The sequence below is a fragment of the Herminiimonas sp. GW821-FHT09C12 genome, assembly GCF_059416385.1.
On the sequence record NZ_JBWKPC010000001.1, the window covers coordinates 193,264 to 217,292 of the forward strand.

Genomic DNA, 24,029 nt, shown 5'->3' on the forward strand with positions numbered 1-24,029 from the left:
CCTACTCAACCATTCTCATAAATCCATTGCAACAATGCATCGTGCGCTGCCGGACCGGCTACTGCATTCGTGTGGTTGATAATACACACCACCGCATAACGCTTGCCCGATGCAGCCAGCACATAACCAGCTATTGCGCGAACATCGTTCAATGAACCTGTCTTGATGTGCGCACTTCCTGCCACCGATTGTTTCGTCAAACGCTTGCGCATCGTACCGTCATAGCCGACCAGCGGCAGCGAGGATATGAATTCTGGCATGGTTGGTGATTTGAAAGCAGCGACCAGCATGCGTCCCATCGCACCGACAGAAATGCGCTCGGTACGTGACAAACCCGAACCGTTTTCAATCACCAGCTGCGATGTATCGATTCCCTTATTGGCCAGCCATGTCTTGACAACTCGCCCACCGCGCTCTGGCGTTGCAGGCACTTTGAGTACGTCCGCTGCCAGCGTCAACAGCAGTTGGCGTGCCATCACATTGTTGCTGTATTTATTAATGTCGCGTATCACTTCCGGCAATGTGGTTGACTGCCACTCCGTCACAAATCGCGCAGCAGGTGGCACTACGCCATTAGTAACGTTACCGGAAAAAGCCCCGCCCACATCCGTCCATAGCTGACGAAACACCACGCCAAAATATTCGCTATGGTTCATCTGATACGGATGCAAATACCAGGTTTTTTCACCGCATGAAGCGGAAAAAGTCCCGGTGAAATTCGCGCTGACACGTCCCATGGACGGTTGCAGCTTGCCTTGCCAATCGCCACATGCACCATTCGACAAACTTGGCGCCATCACCGGATAAGGTGCCGCCGGCGGATCGATGGTGACATCGACCTGATTACGGCCTGGATTAGGCTGAAAATGGAAAGCGAATACCTTGTAATTCAACAGCAAGGCATCCGGCCCGGCGTTATACGGCTTCAATGGATCGCCGTCGAACACGGAGGCATCGTAGGGCATGTCTTCAAACACGCTACGATCAAGTATCAGATTGCCGCGTATCTCGCGTATGCCCGTCGCACGTATCTTGCGCAGGAATTGCCAAAAATTCTCCGTCACCAGCTTCGGATCACCACTGCCTTTGATGATCAAATCGCCATCCAGCACATCGCCATTCAGCGTACCTGTCATATACGCCTGGGTTTTCCAGGTGTAGGTCGGCCCAAGCAAATCAAGCGCAGCATCGGTGGTCACCAGCTTCATCGTGGATGCGGGATTAAATCCAGCGACATCATTCGATGCAATCCAGGGCGCTGGTCCCGATACCTCTTGTACGTAAGTACCCACTGCATTAAGCGGTATAGCACTACGTTTCAATGCATCAGTCACGACTGACGGCAATCCTTCTGCTGCATGAGCGTAAACAGGAGCAACAACAATCGAAAAAAGTAAGGAAAAAGTGCAAGTAAGTCGTGTCGTGATTCGCATGATATTGGGTCTGATGTGATTGGATGATTATTACATGCCAGACGAAGCAACTCACCCATCCTTGCTGCCAAAATTTGGCACGGACATTGCATTATCAACATCGGCTGTTGCTCAAAAGAGTCGAATCCTTGAACTCCTGCACCAGAGGAGGATGCGAAATACGCTCGCATCCATATTCAGCCTGTAATCGGCATTACAATAAGATGCCCAAGTGCAATACGAATGCCCATCATGATTATTCATGCATCCCCTCCAGCTAGTGTTACCGCAAAAAATCAGCATGTCATGCATGATGCTATGACTGCTCGCGCCATAACATTTCTTTCCAGCTGCAAAGCATTCTCTTAAGTGTCGAATTTTTCTTCAGATCCTCATTTCGTCGGCACTGCCTGGATAGGTATGGTCGCTATTGGTTTAACGCTGCTATTGATATTGGTGCTGCTCTATTTACGCGCATCACTCAACCGCCGCACGCGAGCAGAACGCGCATTTTTCTCGATCTGGCATCCCTTGCTGCTCAGCTCACTCCATTCTTCTGTTTCTGCTGTACTGCCTTCCCTGGCCGCACGCGATCGCGTCTACTTTTTAAAACTTTGGAATCAATTAATACGTAGCGCCAACAGTCGCGAGGCAACGGAAAATCTGATCAGCATTGCCTACTCCGTCGGCTGTGATCGTTTTTCGCAGCGCCTGCTACGCCATGGCAATCGCGTCGAACGTCTGCTGGCAATACTGACACTGGGGCACTTGCGTGACCATGCTTCATGGGATGTACTCGTGATGCAAACACTCGCTGCAGATAACGTCACGTCCATCAATGCATTTCATGCGCTAGTACAAATCGATGCAAAGGCCGCCGCCCAGCAATTAACACCACTCATGCTGGCGCGCGAAGATTGGGCGATTGCGCATATCGCCAGCATTCTGCAACCAGCACATAGCGCGTTCACTCTTCCATTGCTTGAAGCTGCGGAAGAAATCAAGGCCGCTCATTTGATCAGGGCTTTGCGTTTGATCGAAGCTTTACGCCTACCGATACCGCACACTACTGCGCTCAAATTGCTGGATATAACAAACGAGACAGAAACCATCATCGCCGCGTTACGCATTTCAAAAGATGCCGGTTTATTGAGCCATATTCGTCTACATTTAAATCACCCTGATTGGCGTGTACGCGGGCAAGTAGCAAAAGTATTGGGGCGCATAGGCGAACACGCAGACGTCAATCGCCTGATCCCGCTGCTGGCGGACGCGGAATGGTGGGTACGTTATCGTGCGGCACAGGCACTAGTAGGAATACCATTTCTCGGCATAGTCGAAATCGAATTATTGCGACACAACTTATCAGATCGTTTTGCCCGCGACATGCTTGGCCAAGCCCTGGCGGAAAGACATCCATCATGACATTGCCTGTCGTACTCAATTACGTGACATGGGGCGTATTCAGCTATTTCATCGCCTACAACCTCGGCTATCTCTTCCTGAATATTCTTGCGATCTTCCGCATGCATGGCATAGAACAGGGAAAAATCCTGGCCGATCTGCCACATATCCATACAGGATTAGAGCCGCCGATCAGCATACTGCTCACAACACGCAATGAGGCCAACACCATCGCAGCCGCAGTAAAGGCTTTGCTGCAACTCGATTATCCGCAGCAGGAAATCATCGTCATCAACGATGGCTCGCAAGACGAAACCATACAAATCCTGACTGCTGCATTTGATCTGCATCCATTTCCAGAGGCCTATCGCGTGCAATTGGCGACACAAGCTGTCAGCCGCATTTATCGCTCAACACGCTATCCCAATCTACGCGTCATCGACAAAGAATATGGCGGCACTGCAGATGCACTGAACGCCGGCATCAACGCATCACGTTATCCATTATTTTGCAGCGTAGATGCAGCGACTATCCTGCATAGAGATAGCTTAAAACGTATCGTCACGCCGTTCCTGAACGACAATACAGTGATCGCAGCAGTAAGTGCCGTACGTGTTGCCAACGGTTGCGAAATAGAAAATGGTTTGTTGAAAAAGGTCGCGTTACCCAAGCACTGGTTAACACTTTTTCAAATCATTGAATATCTACGCAGCACATTGTTCGCGCCGTTAGGCTGGTCCATGCTCAATGGCATGTTGATGGCTCCAGCTGGCATGACCTTGTTCCGCAAAGCAAGCGTCATCGCAGTTGGCGGCTATCGTCGAGATACTCGCAGCGCGGGGACAGAATTGATCGTGCGCATGCACCGTCTAATGCGCAAGAAGCAACAAACGTATCGCATACGCTTTGTCGCTGATCCTGTGTGCTGGCATCAAGTGCCACAGAATTTCACCACCTTGAAAAGCCATTGCATACGATGGCAACAAGGGCTGGCAGATAGCCTCAACCAGAATATGGAATTGATGTTCTCACGCAATGGTGGTGTACCTGGCCGCATCGTTTTCCCATTCTTCCTGCTATTTGAATGGTCGGGCCCTATCCTTGAATTTCTCGGCTACGCATTCATGCTCATCGCCTTTGCCTGTGGCCTGGTGTCATGGCAAGCATGTATTGCGTTTCTTTCCGTAGCAATCGGCTTGGGTATTCTGCTGTCGGCATCTACCTTGCTGCTGGAAGAAATGTCCTTCCATCTCTATCCGACCACCAGCGATATCGCCAAGTTGGCCATCGCGGCTGTCATCAGCAATCTAGGCTATCGCCAACTCACATCAACTTGGCGTGCACTAGGCATGCTGCGCTGGATGACAGGTCGGCCAAGCAGTCATGATGCAATTGAATATCTGGAAACGAACCGGGCAGCTTGATCAGATCAGAGAGCCGGTTGTTTCAATCTGCAAGCGCTTGCTGTCTTGCAGCATGCTTTCCAAGGCTTGCGCAGTCACCGGACGACTGAAGAAATATCCTTGGATCTGATCGCAATCGTGCTGTTGCAGATAAGCCAGTTGCGCTTCAGTTTCCACCCCTTCCGCGATCACAGTCAGACGCAAGCTATGCGCCAATGAAATGATGGATGCAACGATGGCAGCATCATCTGGATCGGTAGTAATGTCATTGACGAATGAGCGATCGATTTTCAACACATCGATAGGGAAGCGTTTCAGATAAGACAGACTGGAATAACCTGTACCAAAATCATCGATCGACAATTTCACGCCCAACGCCTTCAACTCGCGCAAGACGCCGATCGCATGATCAACATCCGCCATCACCAGACTTTCCGTCAATTCGATTTCCAGATACTCAGGCGCCAGCTCCGCTTCTTGCAAGGCCAAGGCGATCGACTCCAGCAAATCCTGCTGTGCGAACTGACGTGATGACAGATTGACCGACATCCGCAAGTAGCCCAAGCCACTCGCCTGCCACGCCTTGTTTTGCAAGCATGCGGTACGTATTACCCATGCACCGATAGGCACGATCAAACCAGTTTCTTCTGCCAAACCGATAAAGCGCATCGGTGGAATCATGCCCAGCTCTGGATGCTCCCAGCGTATCAATGCTTCTACACCGACGATTTTTCCCGTGCGCAAATCCACTTGCGGCTGGTAGTGCAAGATGAATTCCTCGCGCTCCAAGGCATTGCGCAAATCACCCTCGATCCGCAAGCGCTCCAAGGCACGTTCATTCATCGCCGAAGTATAGAACTGGAAGTTATTACGTCCGGTTTCCTTCGCTCTATACATCGCGATATCAGCATGCTTGATCAGCTCTTCCGGTGTTGCGCCATCGGTCGGATAAACCGCGACACCCACACTACTGCTGATGAAGAATTCATGACCTTCAATCGTCAACGGCTGCGCGATGCCATCCATGATGCGTTGTATGATCCCGGTCGATAATCCAGAGTCGATACGCTCAGGAAGTATCAATACAAACTCATCACCACCCATGCGCGATACTGTATCCGTATCACGTACCGCCAATTGCAAACGCTCTGCGATGGCTTTCAACAAAATGTCGCCAGCTTGATGCCCCAGTGTATCGTTCACGAATTTGAAGCGATCCAGATCGACAAAGGCTATCCAGATCGGATGGTTATAACGATGCGCATACGAAATCGCCTGGCTTAAACGATCGCGCAACAAGCTGCGATTGGCCAAACCTGTCAGTGCATCTCGATTAGTCTGAAATTCCAGCTCTGACTCATACCGCTTGGTCGCTGTAATGTCGTATTGCGCAACGACGAAATGACTCACCTCGCCTGTATCGTCCTTGACTGGTGCAACATATAAATCGCTCCAGAACAAAGTGCCATCCTTGCGATAGTTGCGCAGAACAGCATGGCCTTCTCTTTTCTCGAATGCAATCGCACGAATTTCTTCAATACCTGGTTGATCGCTATCCTTGCCCCACAAAAATCCGATGTTGCGTCCTATCGTTTCTTCCAGGGTATAGCCGGTAATCCGTTCGAATGCAGGATTCACATATTCAATCGGATAATGTGGTGCCAGCGCACTGGTAATGATGATCGCATTGGCACTTGCTTCGATTGCTCGCTCACGTAACTGCAACTCGTGCTCGGCATGCTTGCGTGCAGCGATATCAGCAATCAAGTCCTCATTGACTGCACGTAGCTGCGCAGTTCTATCATCGACCAGCAATTGAATACGGCGTGAACGATCCACTACTGTTTGCAGATAAATCGCTGAAACGACACTCAAGAAAAGTCCCGCGAGGAACGCCCACAAGGCATTGCTGCTTTTTTTGATGAACAAGGTAGGAGGTGTAGACACCACCATATTCCATGTTTTGCCAGCGATATCAAATACATGTTGGTAAGGTGCAGGCTGATCATAGAACAACCACTTTGGCAGGCCGAGCATAGCTTCATGTACCGTCGGGATGGTCCCTTGACCAAAGACTAAACTATCTTCATTTTGTTCGGCACTTGCATACACACTGACATCTACGTCCAGATCAATGTTCGAAGCCAGCAAGAAATTATCTGCGTCCAGTGATTTGGCAATTAAATCACCGCTACGAAAAACTGCAGCCGTATCACCTATCACAGCCAAACGACGCGATGCAATATCGGTCAGCGGCATACCGGGCTGATAGACCGGCATCAAAACGATGAAGCCGCGCTGCACCGTACGTTCTTGCAGCAAGCGCAGCAATCCAGTCGCAGAAGGCTTGCCAGTATCAATCGCGCGTTGCATTGCGGCGCGTTGAAACGGATAAGAGTCCGCATCAAAACCTAATGCAACGTCATTGCCTTGCATGGGCTCGATATAATTCACTACGCGGTAGCGCGCCCTTTCAGCGGCTGGCACCCGCTTGCCATCAACCATTTCCGTAATCGAAAATCCTGGGTAGTGCGCACGCATTGCTGCCTCGTATTTCGGACGCTCTTGGTTCGACACAAAACGATGGAAATTGAAGGCCTGGATGTAAGGATTACGCTCCAGCAAAGGAAGGGAAAATGATGCGAATTGCTCGCGACTGATCGCACCGAAGGTAGTGAATAATTGATTGATATCGGTCAGCACGCGCAGTGAACTATCCAACCCATTCTGCACAGCAGCCACACGTACTTTGGCCTGTTGCTGAAAATCGATATCTACCTTGTCATGCTCAAGACGACGCACAGCTGTAAAAAGCAGTGCACTGATCAACAATCCGATCAGAAGCGTCGACAACGCGGCCAATGACACAGAAAAAGGTGCGCGACTACGCATCAATGAGTATTCCCTATGCGGTATTTTTCAAAGCCGGAATTCATGATCAGCAACAAAAGCATATCTATGAGGCATTTTCAATTACAAAAAAGCGCGCTTGCACAGCGCGCTTTTTGTGACAGTGGCCAATTAACCCAGCCACTTGGCAATAGATAACAACAACACCAACAGCATCCATAGCAACAACGCTCGCCACACCAGACCTACTGTGCTTTGCAATGCGCGGCTGGAAGCCTCTTCGCCGACTGGTGCTTCTGTTTCGATATTGATGGAATCCACCGTCCCTGCATCTGCGGGAATAACATCTGTCGCATTCTCAACCGGCGCACCAAGGCGTATACCCATCGCGCCACCACCAGCAGAAAGAATGATGCCAATGGCCTCATCCTGCCAACGACCGGCAAAATTACGCCACGCATAAATTGCATCTTCGAAGTTACCAACTACCGCAAATGCAGCCGCAGTCAATCGCGCAGGAATCCAGTCGATCCAGTAAAACGCTTGTGCGGCAAAACGACCGAACTCTTCACGCTCTGCCATTTTTGGCTCGTTCCAGATACGCGCCAGATATTCTGCGACGCGATACATGACGGCACCAACCGGACCCAGCGGCGTCAATATCCAGAAGAACACGCCAAACACATTGCGATGTGTCGTGACCAATGCTGTTTCTACCGCAATGCGTGCCACTTCACTGACATCCATACCTGCGGTATCCCGCTTGGTCCACTCAGCCAGCAGGGAACGTGCGGTCGCTTCATCGCCGTTATTCAAAGCCAGCTGAATAGAAGTAAAGAAGTGACTGTAGTGACGGAAGCCCAAAGTCACATACACCACGCCGACATTCACGATCAATGCAGCCAAAGGACCGAGCTTGACGCTGATCCAGTACAAGATGGCAACCGGTATCGTGAATGCAGCAATCATCAAGACCCAGGCCAGCCGTCCGTGATGTGCCTGACCTGCGTTGAACGACCCTTCCAGCTTGGCAGCAAGTGCTCTGGCTCCGGCGTATACCGGGTTATCCGCGCGCAATGGCTTTAATTGCTCGATCAATAGCGCAAAGAAGATGGAAAAAAATGTCATTAAAGCGCCTTATTAGTCAGCCAACCCATACGATAACGCAGCACTTCGCGAGAATCAAATAATCAGAACGATAATATTTTACCGACAGCCAAACTCTGTACTGTCTATGTACAACAGGCTTACGCCCGCAGAAAATGAAACAGATTACGCAACATGCCCGCAGTTGCGCCCCAGATAAAAAAGCGCTCGTAAGGCATGACGTAAAAAGTACGACTACCGGTAAGAAACTCGGCAGTCCGGCGTTGATGATGCATGCCATCCATCAAAAAGGATAGTGGCACTTCAAACACCTCGGCCACCTCAAATGGATCAGCATGTATTTCAAACGGCGGCTGCACGATCCCGACTACGGGCGTCACACGAAAACCTGTGCCGGTGTGGTATTCAGGCAAAGTACCAATGACATCAATATGCCGCCTGTTGATGCCCACCTCTTCTTCAGTTTCACGCAAAGCCGTTTCAATGGGCGAACCATCGTAAGTTTCCATACGGCCGCCGGGAAAACTGATCTGCCCCGCATGATCGTTCAAATGCGCAGTCCGTTGCGTGAACAATAGGGTCGGCCCAGTCTCGCGCAATACTATCGGCAGCAAGACTGCAGCTTCCGTCAATGTCGTATCCATAGGCCGCACCAGACGCTCAACCGTGATTTCCGGCGACCATGCTGGGGGATGGGCAAAACGTGCACGCAATGCATCCGCCATCAAGCGCTCTGATGCAATGGCCTCTTCTCCACCAAGTGAATCCACAGGGAGTAATTCCGGATCGAAATGCAGTCTGGCCAAATCAGCTTCCTACGCACAAGAATAATGAATCCAACAATCGCTCAGCAGAACATGCATGCCAGAGCTGATACATAAATCGTCAATGATGAAAGTAGCACGCAAAATTTACATGACACATTCATACAATTACTTTAATCGATGTTAAACCTGTCACAGCTTAAGCACCAGATTTAACAATCAAAAAATGTGCCACAAAAACAAAAAAGACACCCGAAGGTGTCTTTTTTGTTACTACCGAATGAATTGCTCGAATGAATTCGATTAATACAATTATTCTGCAGCTTGTTTTGTTGCAACGCGGCGTTGTGGCAATTTTTCTTTGATACGTGCCGATTTGCCCGAACGTTCACGCAAGTAGTACAGTTTTGCACGACGTACGTCACCGCGACGTTTGACTTCGATCGATGCGATCAGCGGGGAATACAGCTGGAACGTACGTTCGACGCCTTCACCGGACGAGATTTTACGAACGATGAAGTTCGAGTTCAAGCCACGGTTACGACGGGAAATTACAACGCCTTCGTAAGCCTGAGCACGTTTGCGCGTACCTTCAACTACGTTAACGTTGACGATCACTGTATCGCCAGGAGCGAAGTCAGGGATGTTTTTTGCCAGGCGAGCAATTTCTTCTTGCTCTAATGTTTGGATCAAATCCATTTTTATTACTCCAATAACCATCTTGCCGGCGCCAGGATACTGATTGCCCGGTAGAGGATGGGGTTAACACATTGCAGGGATTGCACTGCTTCCCTGCTCTACACAACAAACTGCCTATTACAAACTGCTTAAAAACTTTTCATCGGTCCGCGTCAGCAATCCTGCGGCGCGTGCCTTGATAATCATATCCGGACGCTTCTTCGCGGTTGCTTCCAGTGCACGTTCACGACGCCATTTTTCGATCTCGACATGATGGCCACCCATCAACACTGCCGGTACCGCTGTGCCTTCGTACACTTCAGGTCGCGTGTAATGCGGACAATCGAGCAAGCCATTCACGAAGCTGTCTTCAACTGCCGATGCATCATCATGCAAAACACCCGGCAATTGCCGAATCACTGCATCCATCAATGCCATCGCCGGGATTTCACCGCCTGACAGGACGAAATCGCCGAGGCTGATTTCTTCATCAACGCAGCTATCCAGAAAACGCTGATCGACTGCTTCATAACGTCCGCACAACAAAACCAAACCCGGCTCTGCCGTCAGTTGCATCACGCGCTCGTGGGTCAATGCCTTGCCTTGCGGCGACAAATACACAACGCGGGGTGCAACCAAACCTTGTTCTGCCTGCCTTGCCTTGGCTGCCTGTACGGCAGCCTCCAGCGGCTTAACCATCATCACCATGCCGGGACCGCCACCATAGGGACGATCATCGACGGTACGATGCTTATCACTGGTGAAATCGCGCGGATTCCACAAAGACAATGCACATTTCTTTTGCTCAAACGCGCGTCGTGTAATACCCGACTGCGTAAGCGCTGTGAACATTTCAGGGAACAGCGTGACGACATCAAATTGCATCTCGCACACTCCTCAAAACGAAGCGACTAATAATCTAGTCCCCAGTCCACCGTAATTTTTTTTGCTGTTCGATCAACCGTGATGACAAACTGCTCAACGAACGGGATCAGCAACTCTTGCGGCGCAGCTTTGGCATCAGTAACTTCAGTCGACTGAGGTACGGCCACACGCAAAATAGGATGCGCGCCGTTGTCCATCATGTCGCTGACCTGCCCCAGATGTACGCCCTGCAGATTTTCGACTTCCAGGCCGATCAAATCGACCCAGTAAAATTCATTGTCGGACAGAGCCGGGAAATGACTGCGCGGGATCTGCACGGCTGCACCTTTCAGCGCCTCCGCGGCATCTCGCCCGGCCACACCCATCAACTGCGCGACTACATCGCCAGAATGAATCTTGGATTGCATCATCGCCACGTCATGGAATTCAGGCTTATCCAGCCACCATGTCTTGGCATTCAACAATGCATCCGCATCGGCTGAATAGGGTCTGACCCGCACCCAGCCATTCAATCCATACGCACCAGAGATGTAACCAACCAGCACCAAATCCTCAGGAACTTTCATTCCCGATGCCGTTTGATTCGACAAAACTTAAGCTGCTTTGCCAGCTTGCGCTACCAAACGAGCAACTGTCGGCGACAATTGTGCGCCAACGCCTTGCCAGTAGGCCAGACGGTCTTGCACAATGCGAACGCTTTCTTCAGCGCCCGATGCTACCGGGTTGTAAAAACCGATGCGTTCAATGAAGCGACCATCGCGGCGATTGCGCGAATCTGTAGCAACAATGTTAAAGAAAGGGCGCTTTTTTGCACCACCACGAGCTAAACGAATAACGACCATAATATTTCCAAAAAGTGTCTGAACACGGAAAAAGCCGCAAATTATAGCCCAAGTAGCGCTGCACCTGCAACCTCATTCACCAGCTTTAGCAACAGCAATGCGACAAATCACGCAAGATTGTCGTTTTCAGGGCGAATACAGGTAATTGCAACGAGTACAGAGTCTGCCCTTACAATACCCAGCGCATGGCAAAAAGCCCGTCCGCAGTCAATAAAAGCCTCTTTTTACCTATTAATAGACGCAATATGCCCACTCAACACAAGAATAAAACCCTCAGCACTTTCCTTGCGGCAATATTTGGCGGGCTAGGCCTTCATCGGTTTTATCTTTATGGCAAGAAGGATATTTGGGCCTGGGTACATCTATTGACACTGCCATTCTCCATCTTTGCCGGTTTTATCGGCGCTTTGGTCATAGGTCTGACACCGGATGAGAAATGGGATGCGCAACACAACGCACATTCCGGTCGTACATCCAATTCAGGCTGGGCCAACATTCTATTAGTCGTCGTCACTTTCGCCCTGGGCTCAACCGCATTGATCGCCACCATCGCCCGTGGATTCGATCTATATTTGACTGGCGGCGCACTCGGTTAAAAACCGCTGCACCCCCGTCCCTCGCACCACCGCCCCACGACAGTGCAAGAGTCTCACCACGATGTGCAGCGCTAGTGCGCACTCACCTCTGCACGCATCTAGTTAACTGAGTCACCTGCCCGTTCTGGACTCCCACACTTGAATTTCTTCATGGCACACATAGTGCTTTTATGAAACCTACGCGTGGCATCGCCACGCAGCTTAATAATTCAAGTCATCAGGGGAGTTTCATGACTATGCGTTCCGCATCTGCTTCGCTGGCATTAGCCGTTCTGGTTTCCGGCTTGCTCTTCAATACTGCTTCGGCACAATCTTCACCGCCGGAAGCAAGCTCTCCCACCGCTACCAGCGTAAGCCCTCCTCAAGAAGCACAACAAGCAGCACCGCTCACGATGCCGATGATAGTCGAACCTGCTGCGGCCACTGCGCCAGAACCGGCCGCAGCAGAACCACTCAGCAAACCCACTCTGGTTGATGCATCCAAAATCAGCGCTGGCGACACCGCATGGGTCTTGGCTGCGACCGCGCTGGTCTTGCTCATGACGATACCTGGCCTGGCCTTGTTTTACGCCGGCATGGTGCGCAAGAAAAATGTATTGGCGACGATGGCGCACAGCTTTGTCATCACTTGCCTGATTACCGTGATCTGGGTCGTCATCGGTTACAGCCTGGCATTCACGCCCGGCTCGCCTTATATCGGCGGACTGGACCGCGTGCTGTTGCACGGCATGGAATTCATGAAAGAAGCCGGCAAGGTCACAGTCAGTGAAATCGCACCGACCATCCCGGAAAGCGTCTTCATCATGTTTCAAATGACGTTCGCGATTATTACGCCGGCGCTGATTACCGGTGCCTTCGCCGAACGCATGAAGTTCTCTGCTTTGTTGATGTTCATCACGCTGTGGTCGATTTTTGTCTATGCACCGGTGGCACACTGGGTATGGGAACCGGGCGGCTGGCTGGCAGCACGTGGCATACTGGATTTTGCCGGTGGCACAGTGGTGCATATCAATGCCGGCGTTTCCGGTCTGGTTGCCGCCGTCATCATCGGCCCTCGCCTGGGCTTTGGTAAGGAACCGATGCCGCCGCACAATCTTGTCCTCACCGTGATTGGCGCTTCCATGCTGTGGGTAGGTTGGTTCGGTTTTAACGCGGGCTCCGCAGTCGCCGCAGACGGACGTGCCGGCATGGCTATGCTGGTGACGCAAATAGCTACCGCCATCGGCGCACTGTCGTGGATGTTTATCGAATGGATACGACGCGGCAAGCCATCAGTACTTGGCCTGGTGTCGGGCGCAGTATCGGGTCTGGTCGCCATCACACCGGCATCAGGTTTTGTCGACGTTACCGGCGCGCTGGTCATTGGTGTCGCCGCCGGTCTCGCCTGCTACTGGGGTGCGACTACGCTCAAATCGAAACTCGGTTACGACGATTCACTCGATGTATTCGGCGTACATGCCATAGGCGGCATAGTCGGCGCACTGTTGACCGGTGTATTCGCAGTGCAAAGCATAGGCGGCGCACAAAGCAGTTTCGGCAATCAAGCCTTCGGCGTTGTCGTGACCGTCGTTTTCTCCGCCGTCATGACCGCTCTGATACTCGGCATCGTCAGCGCACTGGTGGGCTTGCGTGTCACGCCTGAAGCTGAAATAGAAGGTTTGGATTTGGAACAACATGGTGAGCACGTGCTATGACGGATGAACATCACTCACGTGCAGAACTGGAAACACATGCATTTGCCCTGATGGGCAGATTGCATGTGAATCTGCGACGACAAAGCGGCCGGGTTATCGATATCGAATACATGCGCATCGATCCGGCTTACTGTCGCTACTTATTGAAAATGGCGTCTCTTTCCACCAACGCAGATGTGCAAGACATAGGACAAAAATTGCAAGAAGTGTTCTTCGGCGAAGAAGGCTTGTTTGTACGCACGGAGCCAAGACAACCCTTGCTGACGCGCTTGGCAGAACCAGCACCGCCCACATCAACTCCGGCTGCCGCAGCAACTGCACCCGCCGCAACTCCTGAAACCAGCGATCCAGTTGATCGCGGCTACATCGGGCGTTTGCGCTAACGCATCACAATCAAAACTGCGTCTCGTCCAGTGCCAACACACCACTGCTGCCGGCAATAATCGCACTACGATAACCGGCAGCCTGCGATAAAAAGTAATCAGCAAAGAAGCGTGCCGTCGCCAGCTTCGCTTCATAAAACTTCGCATTACCTTCGCCCGCATCCAGCTTGGCTTGTGCAATCAATGCAGCACGCGCCATCTGCCAACCACCGAGCACGATGCCAGCCAGTTTCAGATACGGCACGCTACCGGCAAACACCCCTTTGATATCGGATTGAATATTCGCGACCACATAAGCAACCACATCTTCCAGCGCAGTGGACGCTGCAGCGAGGTGCGTGTGTATCGCAGCCAAATCTTTTGATGACGCGGCTGCTAGCTCAGCTTCCGTTTCGCGCACGCGCGCAATAATGTTGCGTGCAACGGCACCACCATCGCGCACAGTCTTGCGACCGACCAAATCGTTGGCCTGTATCGCCGTCGTTCCTTCGTATATCGTCAGGATGCGTGCATCACGATAGTATTGCGCCGCGCCGGTTTCTTCAATGAAGCCCATGCCGCCATGTATCTGCAAACCAGTAGATGCGACATCTATCGACATCTCTGTTGACCAACCCTTGATGATAGGCACCAGGAATTCATAGAAAGCCTGATTGGCGCTGCGCACCTTTTCATCCGTGTGATGATGCGCCACATCGGAAGCAGCAGCACCGACATAAGCCAACGCACGTGCCGCCTCTATCTGCGCACGCATGGACATCAACATGCGACGCACATCCGGTTGATGAATAATCGAAACCGCAGTTGGCGAACCTTCCAGATCCTTGGATTGCACACGATCCTTCGCATACGCGACGGCTTTTTGATACGCCCGCTCAGCCACGCTAATACCTTGTATGCCAACCGCAAAGCGTGCTGCATTCATCATGATGAACATGGTTTCCAGCCCGCGGTTCTCTTGTCCGACCAGCGTACCGATGGCGCCGCCGTGATCACCGAATTGCAGTACAGCAGTCGGACTCGCCTTGATGCCCAGCTTGTGTTCTATCGATACGCAAAACGCATCATTACGTTCGCCCAGTGAACCATCGGCGTTGACCAAAAATTTCGGCACCAGGAATAAGGAAATCCCCTTCACGCCTTCCGGTGCATCCGGCGTGCGCGCCAACACGAGGTGGATGATGTTCTCCGCCATATCGTGCTCGCCGTACGTGATGAATATCTTGGTACCGGAAATTTTGTAAGTGCCGTCGCCTTGCGGAATCGCACGTGAACGCACCATCGCAAGATCGGAGCCAGCTTGCGGCTCGGTCAGGTTCATCGTGCCTGTCCATTTACCAGCAATGAAGTTGGGAAGGAATTTTTCTTTTTGCTGGTCGGAGCCGGCAGTCATCAGCGCTTCGATCGCGCCGTCGGTCAGTAGAGGGCACAAGGCAAACGAAAGATTCGCCGAATTCAACATTTCCATGCACGGCGTTGCCACCAGCTTGGGCAAACCCTGTCCGCCGAAATCTGCCGGATGTTGCACACCCTGCCAACCTGCTGCGCCGTAAGCCTTGAATGCTTCCTTGAAGCCCGGCGTGGTGGTGACCTTGCCGTCTTTCCACTCGCTCGGATGTTGATCGCCAGTCTGGTTCAGCGGCGCAATCACTTCGCTGCAAAAGCGCGCATTTTCTTCCAGCACCGCTTCCACCGTTTCCGGCGTTGCATCTTCACAGCCGGGCAAGGCATTGATGGCCGACAGATCGGCCAGCTCGTTCATCACGAACAGCATGTCTTTCAAAGGGGCAAGGTAAGTCATGCAAGGCTCCTAAAAGAAAATGGGCAGGACGTTCAGCTATTTGCAGTGTGCCAGAAAAAATCCTGAACGCACTACTAAGCTACCCGTCCTGCCCATTTTGATGCAACGACATTGCCGCTGCACCACCTCTATTTAACTTAACCTAGCTCTGTCACCAGTTGCGGAACAACTTCAAACAGATCGCCAACTATGCCGTAATCCGCCACCGAGAAAATCGGCGCTTCCGCATCCTTGTTGATCGCAACGATCACTTTGGAATCCTTCATACCGGCCAAATGCTGAATCGCGCCGGAGATACCAACTGCGATATAAAGTTCCGGCGCCACGATCTTGCCAGTCTGACCGACTTGCCAATCGTTAGGCACATAACCGGCATCGACTGCGGCACGCGATGCGCCCATCGCAGCACCGAGCTTGTCGGCCAATGGTTCGAGGATTTTGAAGTTGTCTGCCGAACCCATACCACGGCCGCCGGAAACGACGATCTTCGCTGCAGTCAATTCAGGACGCGCAGATGTTGCCAGCTCGCGCGACACGAATGACGATTTGCCAGAGTCGGCAACTGCAGTCACGTTTTCTACTGTCGCCGAACCGCTTTCTGCTGCGGAATCAAATGCAGTCGCACGTACTGTGATGACTTTGATCGCATCCGACGATTGCACGGTTGCGATGGCGTTACCGGCATAAAAAGGACGCTCGAAAGTATCTGAAGAAACGACCTTGGTAATTTCAGAAATTTGCGCAACGTCGAGCTTGGCAGCCACGCGCGGCAAAATGTTTTTACCGTAAGCAGTTGCTGGTGCGAGGATATGCGAATAGTTTGCAGCCAGTGCGAGCGCTTGCGCCGCAACGTTTTCTGCCAGGCCGTCGGCGAACTGTGCGCCGTCAGCAACCAGAACCTTGGTCACACCGGTAATTTTTGCCGCGGCTTGCACGGCGGCATCAGCTTGGTGACCAGCGACCAGAACGTGGACTTCGCCGCCGCATTGCAAGGCAGCGGTAACGGTATGCAGGGTGCTGCCTTTCAAGGAAGCATTATCGTGTTCGGCAATGACGAGTGCTGTCATGATGAATTCCTGTGATGTTTGTCTATGAAGCAGCGGCGCACTATGCGCACGACTGCTACAGATAATTAAATGACTTTGGCGTCGTTCTTGAGTTTCTCGACCAACGTTTTCACGTCCGGCACGATGATGCCTGCAGAGCGTTTCGCTGGCTCGACAACTTTCAAGGTTTTCAAACGCGGTGTGACATCAACGCCCAGATCGGCTGGCTTGAAGTTTTCCAGCGTCTTCTTCTTCGCCTTCATGATGTTAGGCAAAGTCACATAACGCGGTTCGTTCAAGCGCAGATCGGTCGTGACGATAGCTGGCAAGGTCAGCGCAACAACTTCCAGACCGCCATCGACTTCACGCGTCACTTTGACTTTGTCACCGTCAACTTCAATCTTGGATGCATAAGTTGCTTGCGGCCAGTCCAGCAAGGCTGCCAGCATCTGACCGGTCTGGTTGGCATCATCATCGATCGCCTGTTTACCCAAAATGATCAGTTGCGGTTGTTCCTTGTCGGCAATTGCCTTCAGCAACTTGGCGACAGCCAATGGCTGCAACTCGACATCGGTTTCCACCAGAATGGCACGGTCTGCACCGATTGCCATCGCGGTGCGCAGGGTTTCCTGCGATTGCAAAATACCGCAAGAGACGGCGATGATTTCGGTCGCTTTACCAGCTTCTTTCAGACGGGTCGCTTCTTCCACTGCGATTTCATCGAAGGGGTTCATCGACATTTTGACGTTGGCGATATCGACACCGGTTTGATCCGATTTGACGCGGACCTTGACGTTGTAATCAACCACACGTTTGACTGGAACCAACACTTTCATAGCTCTGCCTTTGAAAAAGTCACAAGGACGTAAATGTAAACTAGGCAAGATTATAAACGGAAGTGGCGCAGACCTTCAGCACACACAGATTTGACTAGTCTAACGGGATAAGAAAAACAGGGAGTGAGCAAGGGGCGCAATCAGCTTGCCAGCCGCAAGGGCCGTACATCTCGCACCAGAAAATTGCTACTTTAATTACAAAAAACATGGGTGCGCATCGGCACCCATCGTTTTATTTGCGTTGCATGAAGAACGTGAACACTTCGTTGTCCTGGCTTTGCTCCAACAGGTGATTACCCGTCTGTTTCGCAAACGCCTGAAAATCGCGCACCGAGCCCGGGTCAGTTGCCTGCACACGCAGCACCTGGCCGCTTGCCATTTCTGCCAGTGCTTTCTTCGTCTTCAATATCGGTAATGGGCAATTCAAACCCCGTGCATCGAGGTCCTTGGTAAATTCCATGGTCATGCTCTCACATCAGTACTAATTCGGGCGTTTGATTCTACTCTCAAACGCAATAGCGGGATGCCGAAGCGCCCGAGATACAGCTTATTTAACAATTACTTGCATTAATTCGTCGCTTTTAATGCTCAATGGAAAAATAGAATCAGCGTGCACAGCGGCACGCCCGATTTTTCATTGGAAATGAGCAAGTGGCGGAAGCCAGACAAGCTGACTCCCGGCTGAAATGGATCAGACGCGTTCGCCGACCCAGGCTACAACACCTTGCAATGCTGCCGGCAAACCGCTGGCATCCGTACCGCCAGCTTGCGCCATATCCGGCTTGCCACCGCCCTTGCCGCCAACTTGCTGCGCGACAAAGTTAATCAGATCGCCGGCTTTGACCTTGCTGGTGGAATCTGCCGTCACACCTGCAATCAGACTGACCTTGCCATCATTGACCGCAGCCAACACAATCGCGGCGGTTTTCAACTTGTCTTTCAATTTATCCATGGTGCTGCGCAAGGTCGCCACATCAGCGCCTTCCAACACGGCGGCCAAGACTTTGATACCTTTGACATCAACCGCCTGCAATAGCAACTCATCACCTTGCGAAGATGCCAGCTTGCCTTTCAAGGCAGCGACTTCACGCTCAAGTTGTTTTACTTGATCCAGCACTTGCACCAGACGCGGTTGCAATTCTGTCGTCGAGGACTTCAAGGTTGCGGCAGCGCTATGTACAGTCGCTTCCAGATCTTGCAGATAAGCCAATGCGTTGGCACCAGTAATCGCTTCGATACGACGCACACCGGCAGCAACACCGCTCTCGCCAACGACTTTGAACAGGCCAATATCGCCAGTGCGGGTAACGTGCGTACCACCGCACAATTCACGGCTGGTGCCGATGTCGAGTACGCGTACGGTTTCGCCGTATTTTTCGCCGAATAACATCATCGCGCCAGTCTTCTGCGCCGATTCGATATCCATCACACGTGCTTGTGTATCGGAATTGGCGAGAATTTCTGCATTGACGCGTTTTTCGATTTCCAGAATCTGATCGTGCGTCACTGCGGCATTGTGCGCAAAGTCGAAACGTGTTTTGTCTGCATCAACCAGCGAACCTTTTTGCTGCACATGGTCGCCCAGCACTTCACGCAAAGCCTTGTGCATGATGTGTGTCACCGAGTGATTGCGCATGGTTGCAGCGCGGCGTGCGCCATCGACTGCAGCCTTGACTTTGTCACCTATGTTCAACGCGCCTTGCGTTTGCATGCCGTGGTGGCCGTAGACATCGGCTTTGATTTTTTGCGTATCTTCAACACCGAATTGCACGCCTTCAGCACTAATGAAACCTTGATCACCAACCTGACCGCCACTCTCCGCATAGAACGGTGTGGTGTCGAGGACGACGATACCGGCCTGACCTTCTTTCAAGGTCTGCACAGCCGTGCCCTCGAAATACAAACCGACCACGGTCGACTGTGCTTCCAAATGCTCGTAACCGGTGAAGACGTTGCCCGCGCCGGTGTATTCAACCGCGCGTTCCATCTTGAACTTGCCAGCCGCACGACCTGCAGCTTTTTGTTTTTCCATCGCGGCAGCAAAACCTGCTTCGTCAACGCTCATGCCACGTTCGCGGCACACGTCAGCCGACAAATCGAGCGGGAAGCCGAAAGTATCGTGCAATTTGAATGCCACTTCGCCCGGCAAGACTTTGGTACCAGCCAATGCCGTATCGAGAATTTCCATACCGTTGGCCAGGGTTTCAAAGAAGCGTTCTTCTTCTGCCTTCAGCACTTCGGTGATGCGTTGTTCATCAGCTTTCAATTTTGGATAGGCTTCGCCCATCTGCTCAACCAGATCTTTCACCATCTTGTGGAAGAACGGTTTTTTCTGACCCAGCTTGTAACCGTGGCGAATCGCACGACGGATGATGCGGCGCTGTACGTAACCGCGACCTTCGTTCGATGGGATCACGCCGTCAGCAACCAGGAAAGCAGTCGCGCGGATGTGATCGGCGATCACTTTCAACGAGTTGTTGGTGAGGTCTTTGGTATTCGTTTCACGGCCTGCTGCCTTGATCAATGCCTCGAAAGTATCGATCTCGTAGTTGCTGTGTACGTGTTGCAGAATCGCAGCCAGACGTTCCAAGCCCATCCCGGTATCGACGCAAGGCGCTGGCAACGGTTTAACCGAGCCGTCTTCAGCCATGTCGAACTGCATGAAAACGTTGTTCCAGATTTCAATGAAGCGATCGCCATCTTCATCCGGGCTGCCTGGAGGGCCGCCCGCGATGTGTGGGCCGTGATCGTAGAAGATTTCCGAGCAAGGGCCGCATGGGCCGGTGTCAGCCATCATCCAGAAATTGTCTGATTTGTAGCGACCGCCTTTGTTGTCGCCGATGCGAATGACGCGTTCAGGCGGCAGACCGATTTCCTTGGTCCAGATGTCGTAGGCTTCTTGATCTTCGATGTAAACCGTAGCCAGCAATTTCTCGGCAGGCAGGCCATAGACCTTGGTCAGCAATTCCCACGACCATTTCAATGCATCTTGCTTGAAGTAGTCGCCGAAGCTCCAGTTACCCAGCATTTCGAAGAAAGTATGGTGACGCGCGGTGTAACCGACGTTTTCCAGATCATTGTGTTTGCCGCCAGCGCGCAGACAGGCTTGTACCGAGGTTGCGCGCACATACGGACGCTTGTCTTCACCCAGAAACACGTCCTTGAACTGCACCATCCCTGAGTTGGTAAACATCAACGTTGGATCGTTGCCCGGCACCAGCGGGCTGGACGCCACGATAGTGTGGCCTTTCGACTCAAAGAATTTCAGGAATTTTTCGCGGATTTCGGACGAGTTCATGTTCTGGCTAAAAGTAAGGAAATGGGTGGTGCAAACGGGAGATTATACGTGATATGGACAGGATAACCCTGCCCACTTCATGGTCGAAACCACACGCAAGCAGTCAACGCGCGGATGGGGAAATATGCCCTTCGGCGCTGCCGAAGTGCGGACCGATCAAGTCGATTCGATCAGTACAGAAGCCATCGACGCCCCAGGACAGGATTTCTGTCGCTCTGGCCGGTTCGTTGACGGTATAGCAAAACAGGCCAAACCCGGCCTCTTTGATCGCACGCGCCAGAGGGGGCGTCAGGTTCTTGTGATTGGTGTTCAGGGAGATCGCGCCCAACGTATGCAGTCGCTCATTCCAATCCGGCGGAATTTCATCGACCAGAAAGCCGCGCGGAACATCCGGCGCCGCCAATTGCGCCGCCTGCAAGGCTGCGAACGAGAAAGAAGACAGCAAAGGCAAGGCTGCCGGCGTGTAAGCCAACTTGTTTTCAAACATACGCTTGGTCGCCTGCGCCACGACCCAACCAGTTTGATCTTCAAAACCCGGCACCGGCTTGATCTCGATATTCATCCAGATATTGTTGTGCATGCAGAAAGTGGCCACTTGCTCGAAAGTCGGAATCGGCTCGCCTATATATTCCTCGCCAAACCACGCCCCCGCATCGCGTGCCGTCAATTCCTGCGCGGTGAAGTCGGCCACGCAGCCCTCGCCCGCCACGGTGCGACCAAAATCAGGATCGTGCATCACGATGGGCACGCCGTCTTTAGACAGCATCACATCGAACTCAACCGCGTGGAAACCGTGCGTCAAACCACAGCGCATCGCCGCAATCGTGTTTTCTGGTGCCAGCACACCGCCACCGCGATGCGCAACAATCTTGGGATAGGGCCACATGGTTGTCTTCCAATCGACTCGTTGCGAGACAGTGTATATAACAATGCGCATTTATCAACCATTAGACCTTGTATTTTCAATACGAGACCAAGGGCCTGTTAATAGTTAATTTGCGAGTGCGAACGCGCGACAGGCGTTGACTGCCTAGGCGCAGCGACGCGACGTAGCGGCACTACGGCAAGGAGCTGCAACAACGGCAGGCGACGCCTGTAGCCGTTCCCGAAGGGTTCCAGACAGAAAGCGCGCTAGCTGCGTTGCATGGCTTGCAGGTGGAACACCACCTGCTACGCCACGCGTCTTGCCACCACGCTTTCTGTCTGGAACGCATCTCGTAAATTAACTATTAACAGGCCCTAGGAACAACAGATAGAATGTCCTCGCTTTCGCAACCGGGCGCACTGAGGTGCATACGCATTCATCCGGAAGCAGCATTAACATCATTCGCGCAGATCATTTTCACTCTGCCTAAGCAACTAGATATCAGGATTACATCATGTCGTCATTTGACTGGAACAACCCATACCCATCGATCCGCGCTCCACTTTTTGCGCGTAACGTCGTCTCGACTTCGCAACCGCTGGCGGCACAAGCCGGCCTGCGCATGTTGCTTAAAGGCGGCAACGCAGTCGATGCAGCGATCGCGGCGGCAGCGGCCATCACCATCGTTGAACCAGTCTCCTGCGGCCTCGGTAGCGATGCATTCGCACTGGTCTGGGACGGCAAGGAACTGCATGGCTTGAACGGCTCCGGCACGTCGCCAGCAGGATGGACACCAGAATATTTCAAGCAAAAACACAACAACGTCATGCCAGAACGCGGCTGGGATACCGTCACCGTTCCTGGCGCTGTCGCCAGCTGGGTTGCCTTGTCCAAGCGTTTTGGTAAATTGCCTTTCGCCGATTTGATGGAACCTGCGATTGAACTGGCAGCCCGCGGCCACATGGTCTCGCCTGTTGTGCAAAAGAAATGGAGCAACGCCGTCCCGATTCTGAAAAATCAACCCGGCTTTGCAGAAAACTTCATGCCGCACGGCCGCGCACCGCACGTCGGCGAACAATTCGTCTTCAGCGACGCAGCTAAAACCCTGACCAAAATCGCAGAAACCAATGGCGAAGCCTACTATCACGGCGAGTTGGCAGAATCCATCGTCAACTTCGCCAAGGAACACGGCGCAGCGATGACACTCGCCGATCTGGCAGGCTTCCAGCCGGAATGGGTCAAACCGATTCAGAAAGATTACGCCGGTCACACCGTGCACGAAATTCCACCGAACGGCCAGGGCATCGCCGCGCTGATCGCACTCGGCATCCTCGACAAGCTAGACATCACACGTTTCGCAGTCGATTCCGTCGAAGCACAACATCTGCAAATCGAAGCGATGAAGCTCGCCTTCGCCGATACCTACAAATGGGTCGCCGATGAAAAGTACATGACGCAAGTCACCGTCAAAGATTTGCTCGACGACGGTTACCTGAGCGAACGCGCCAAGCTAATCAAGATGGATCAAGCCACCCGCTTCAACCACGGCACGCCACCAAAAGGCGGCACCATCTACCTGACCGCGGCGGACGAAAGCGGCATGATGGTCAGCTTCATCCAATCGAACTACATGGGCTTCGGCTCCGGCGTAGTCGTACCGGGCACCGGCATCAGCTTGCAGAACCGTGGCTTCAGCTTCAACCTCAGCCCTAACCACCCGAACTGCGTCGCACCGAACAAGCGTCCCTTCCACACCATCATCCCTGGCTTCCTCAGCAAGGACGGTCAACCGGAAATGAGCTTCGGCGTCATGGGCGGCAATATGCAACCACAAGGCCATGTACAAACCCTGATCCGCATGCTGTCGTACAACCAGCAACCGCAAGCTGCATGCGATGCACCACGCTGGAAAGTCAACGTCGGCATGTCCGTCGATGTGGAAGAAACGATGCCACCAGATGTACGTGCAGCCTTGCTGGCACGCGGTCACAAGATCGAAAACATCGCCGACAGCTATATGGATTTCGGCGCTGGTCAATTCATCTGGAAAACCGAAAACGGCTACATCGCTGCCAGCGATCCACGTCGCGATGGTCAGGCTGTCGGTTACTAATCACAATCGACAACTCACACGCATCAGATTCATATCAATTCACGTTCCCGTA

The 24,029-nt window shown here is 52.4% G+C and carries 20 protein-coding genes; 6 read left to right on the plus strand and 14 right to left on the minus strand.

Annotation, left to right across the window (positions count from 1 at the left end; translation table 11 throughout):
* Positions 1 to 5: 5 nt before the first annotated feature.
* Complete coding sequence (dacB, locus tag AC07N2_RS00910; RefSeq protein ID WP_494776602.1) at positions 6 to 1,433, minus strand: D-alanyl-D-alanine carboxypeptidase/D-alanyl-D-alanine endopeptidase; 1,428 nt, start codon at positions 1,431 to 1,433, stop codon at positions 6 to 8.
* Between the two features lie 348 nt (positions 1,434 to 1,781).
* On the opposite strand from dacB, the gene AC07N2_RS00915 reads away from it, so the two are divergent.
* Both AC07N2_RS00915 and AC07N2_RS00920 read left to right on the plus strand, forming a co-directional pair.
* Positions 1,782 to 2,837: a HEAT repeat domain-containing protein gene (locus AC07N2_RS00915; RefSeq protein WP_494776603.1), complete on the plus strand. Its 1,056-nt coding sequence runs from the start codon at positions 1,782 to 1,784 to the stop codon at positions 2,835 to 2,837.
* Positions 2,834 to 4,240: a glycosyltransferase family 2 protein gene (locus tag AC07N2_RS00920; protein WP_494776604.1), complete on the plus strand. Its 1,407-nt coding sequence runs from the start codon at positions 2,834 to 2,836 to the stop codon at positions 4,238 to 4,240. The genes AC07N2_RS00915 and AC07N2_RS00920 overlap by 4 nt, the downstream gene beginning before the upstream one ends.
* On the opposite strand, the gene AC07N2_RS00925 is transcribed toward AC07N2_RS00920, so the two are convergent.
* From AC07N2_RS00925 to rpsP, 7 genes are all read right to left on the minus strand, one after another.
* The gene (locus AC07N2_RS00925) at positions 4,241 to 7,111 is read right to left on the minus strand and encodes a bifunctional diguanylate cyclase/phosphodiesterase (protein ID WP_494778089.1); all 2,871 of its coding nucleotides are present in this window, start codon (positions 7,109 to 7,111) and stop codon (positions 4,241 to 4,243) included.
* Between the two features lie 129 nt (positions 7,112 to 7,240).
* Positions 7,241 to 8,197 carry a CobD/CbiB family protein gene (locus AC07N2_RS00930; protein WP_494776605.1) on the minus strand — a complete coding sequence of 319 codons (957 nt, stop codon included), beginning with the start codon at positions 8,195 to 8,197 and terminating at the stop codon, positions 7,241 to 7,243.
* A gap of 119 nt (positions 8,198 to 8,316) precedes the next feature.
* Entirely contained in the window at positions 8,317 to 8,982 is a 666-nt protein-coding gene (locus AC07N2_RS00935; RefSeq protein ID WP_494776606.1) for a CoA pyrophosphatase, read from the minus strand.
* A 270-nt stretch (positions 8,983 to 9,252) separates the two neighbouring features.
* The gene (rplS, locus tag AC07N2_RS00940; protein ID WP_076592271.1) at positions 9,253 to 9,639 is read right to left on the minus strand and encodes a 50S ribosomal protein L19; all 387 of its coding nucleotides are present in this window, start codon (positions 9,637 to 9,639) and stop codon (positions 9,253 to 9,255) included.
* A gap of 117 nt (positions 9,640 to 9,756) precedes the next feature.
* The gene (trmD, locus tag AC07N2_RS00945) at positions 9,757 to 10,503 is read right to left on the minus strand and encodes a tRNA (guanosine(37)-N1)-methyltransferase TrmD (RefSeq protein WP_494776607.1); all 747 of its coding nucleotides are present in this window, start codon (positions 10,501 to 10,503) and stop codon (positions 9,757 to 9,759) included.
* Positions 10,504 to 10,529: 26 nt separating this feature from the next.
* Entirely contained in the window at positions 10,530 to 11,069 is a 540-nt protein-coding gene (gene rimM, locus AC07N2_RS00950) for a ribosome maturation factor RimM (RefSeq protein ID WP_173830591.1), read from the minus strand.
* A 27-nt stretch (positions 11,070 to 11,096) separates the two neighbouring features.
* The gene (gene rpsP / locus AC07N2_RS00955) at positions 11,097 to 11,345 is read right to left on the minus strand and encodes a 30S ribosomal protein S16 (protein ID WP_494776608.1); all 249 of its coding nucleotides are present in this window, start codon (positions 11,343 to 11,345) and stop codon (positions 11,097 to 11,099) included.
* A 245-nt stretch (positions 11,346 to 11,590) separates the two neighbouring features.
* On the opposite strand from rpsP, the gene AC07N2_RS00960 reads away from it, so the two are divergent.
* From AC07N2_RS00960 to AC07N2_RS00970, 3 genes are all read left to right on the plus strand, one after another.
* Positions 11,591 to 11,941 carry an NINE protein gene (locus tag AC07N2_RS00960; RefSeq protein WP_494776609.1) on the plus strand — a complete coding sequence of 117 codons (351 nt, stop codon included), beginning with the start codon at positions 11,591 to 11,593 and terminating at the stop codon, positions 11,939 to 11,941.
* A gap of 230 nt (positions 11,942 to 12,171) precedes the next feature.
* Positions 12,172 to 13,635, plus strand: a complete 1,464-nt coding sequence (locus AC07N2_RS00965) for an ammonium transporter (protein WP_494776610.1) — start codon at positions 12,172 to 12,174, stop codon at positions 13,633 to 13,635.
* Positions 13,632 to 14,018, plus strand: coding sequence for a hypothetical protein (locus tag AC07N2_RS00970; protein ID WP_494776611.1), 387 nt, complete (start codon positions 13,632 to 13,634; stop codon positions 14,016 to 14,018). The genes AC07N2_RS00965 and AC07N2_RS00970 overlap by 4 nt, the downstream gene beginning before the upstream one ends.
* A 10-nt stretch (positions 14,019 to 14,028) precedes the next feature.
* On the opposite strand, the gene AC07N2_RS00975 is transcribed toward AC07N2_RS00970, so the two are convergent.
* The 6 genes from AC07N2_RS00975 to ugpQ all read right to left on the minus strand — a co-directional run bounded on the left by AC07N2_RS00975 (position 14,029) and on the right by ugpQ (position 21,885).
* The gene (locus AC07N2_RS00975; RefSeq protein ID WP_494776612.1) at positions 14,029 to 15,819 is read right to left on the minus strand and encodes an acyl-CoA dehydrogenase; all 1,791 of its coding nucleotides are present in this window, start codon (positions 15,817 to 15,819) and stop codon (positions 14,029 to 14,031) included.
* Positions 15,820 to 15,956: 137 nt separating this feature from the next.
* Positions 15,957 to 16,886: an electron transfer flavoprotein subunit alpha/FixB family protein gene (locus tag AC07N2_RS00980; protein WP_494776613.1), complete on the minus strand. Its 930-nt coding sequence runs from the start codon at positions 16,884 to 16,886 to the stop codon at positions 15,957 to 15,959.
* Positions 16,887 to 16,951: 65 nt separating this feature from the next.
* Positions 16,952 to 17,701: an electron transfer flavoprotein subunit beta/FixA family protein gene (locus AC07N2_RS00985; protein WP_494776614.1), complete on the minus strand. Its 750-nt coding sequence runs from the start codon at positions 17,699 to 17,701 to the stop codon at positions 16,952 to 16,954.
* 232 nt (positions 17,702 to 17,933) lie between these two features.
* Positions 17,934 to 18,161: a sulfurtransferase TusA family protein gene (locus AC07N2_RS00990; protein ID WP_173830621.1), complete on the minus strand. Its 228-nt coding sequence runs from the start codon at positions 18,159 to 18,161 to the stop codon at positions 17,934 to 17,936.
* 231 nt (positions 18,162 to 18,392) lie between these two features.
* Entirely contained in the window at positions 18,393 to 20,999 is a 2,607-nt protein-coding gene (gene alaS / locus AC07N2_RS00995; protein WP_494776615.1) for an alanine--tRNA ligase, read from the minus strand.
* 103 nt (positions 21,000 to 21,102) lie between these two features.
* Positions 21,103 to 21,885: a glycerophosphodiester phosphodiesterase gene (gene ugpQ / locus AC07N2_RS01000; RefSeq protein WP_494776616.1), complete on the minus strand. Its 783-nt coding sequence runs from the start codon at positions 21,883 to 21,885 to the stop codon at positions 21,103 to 21,105.
* Positions 21,886 to 22,378: 493 nt separating this feature from the next.
* On the opposite strand from ugpQ, the gene AC07N2_RS01005 reads away from it, so the two are divergent.
* Positions 22,379 to 23,977 (plus strand): gamma-glutamyltransferase family protein, encoded by a 1,599-nt coding sequence (locus AC07N2_RS01005; protein ID WP_494776617.1) that lies wholly within the window; start codon positions 22,379 to 22,381, stop codon positions 23,975 to 23,977.
* Positions 23,978 to 24,029: the final 52 nt, after the last annotated feature.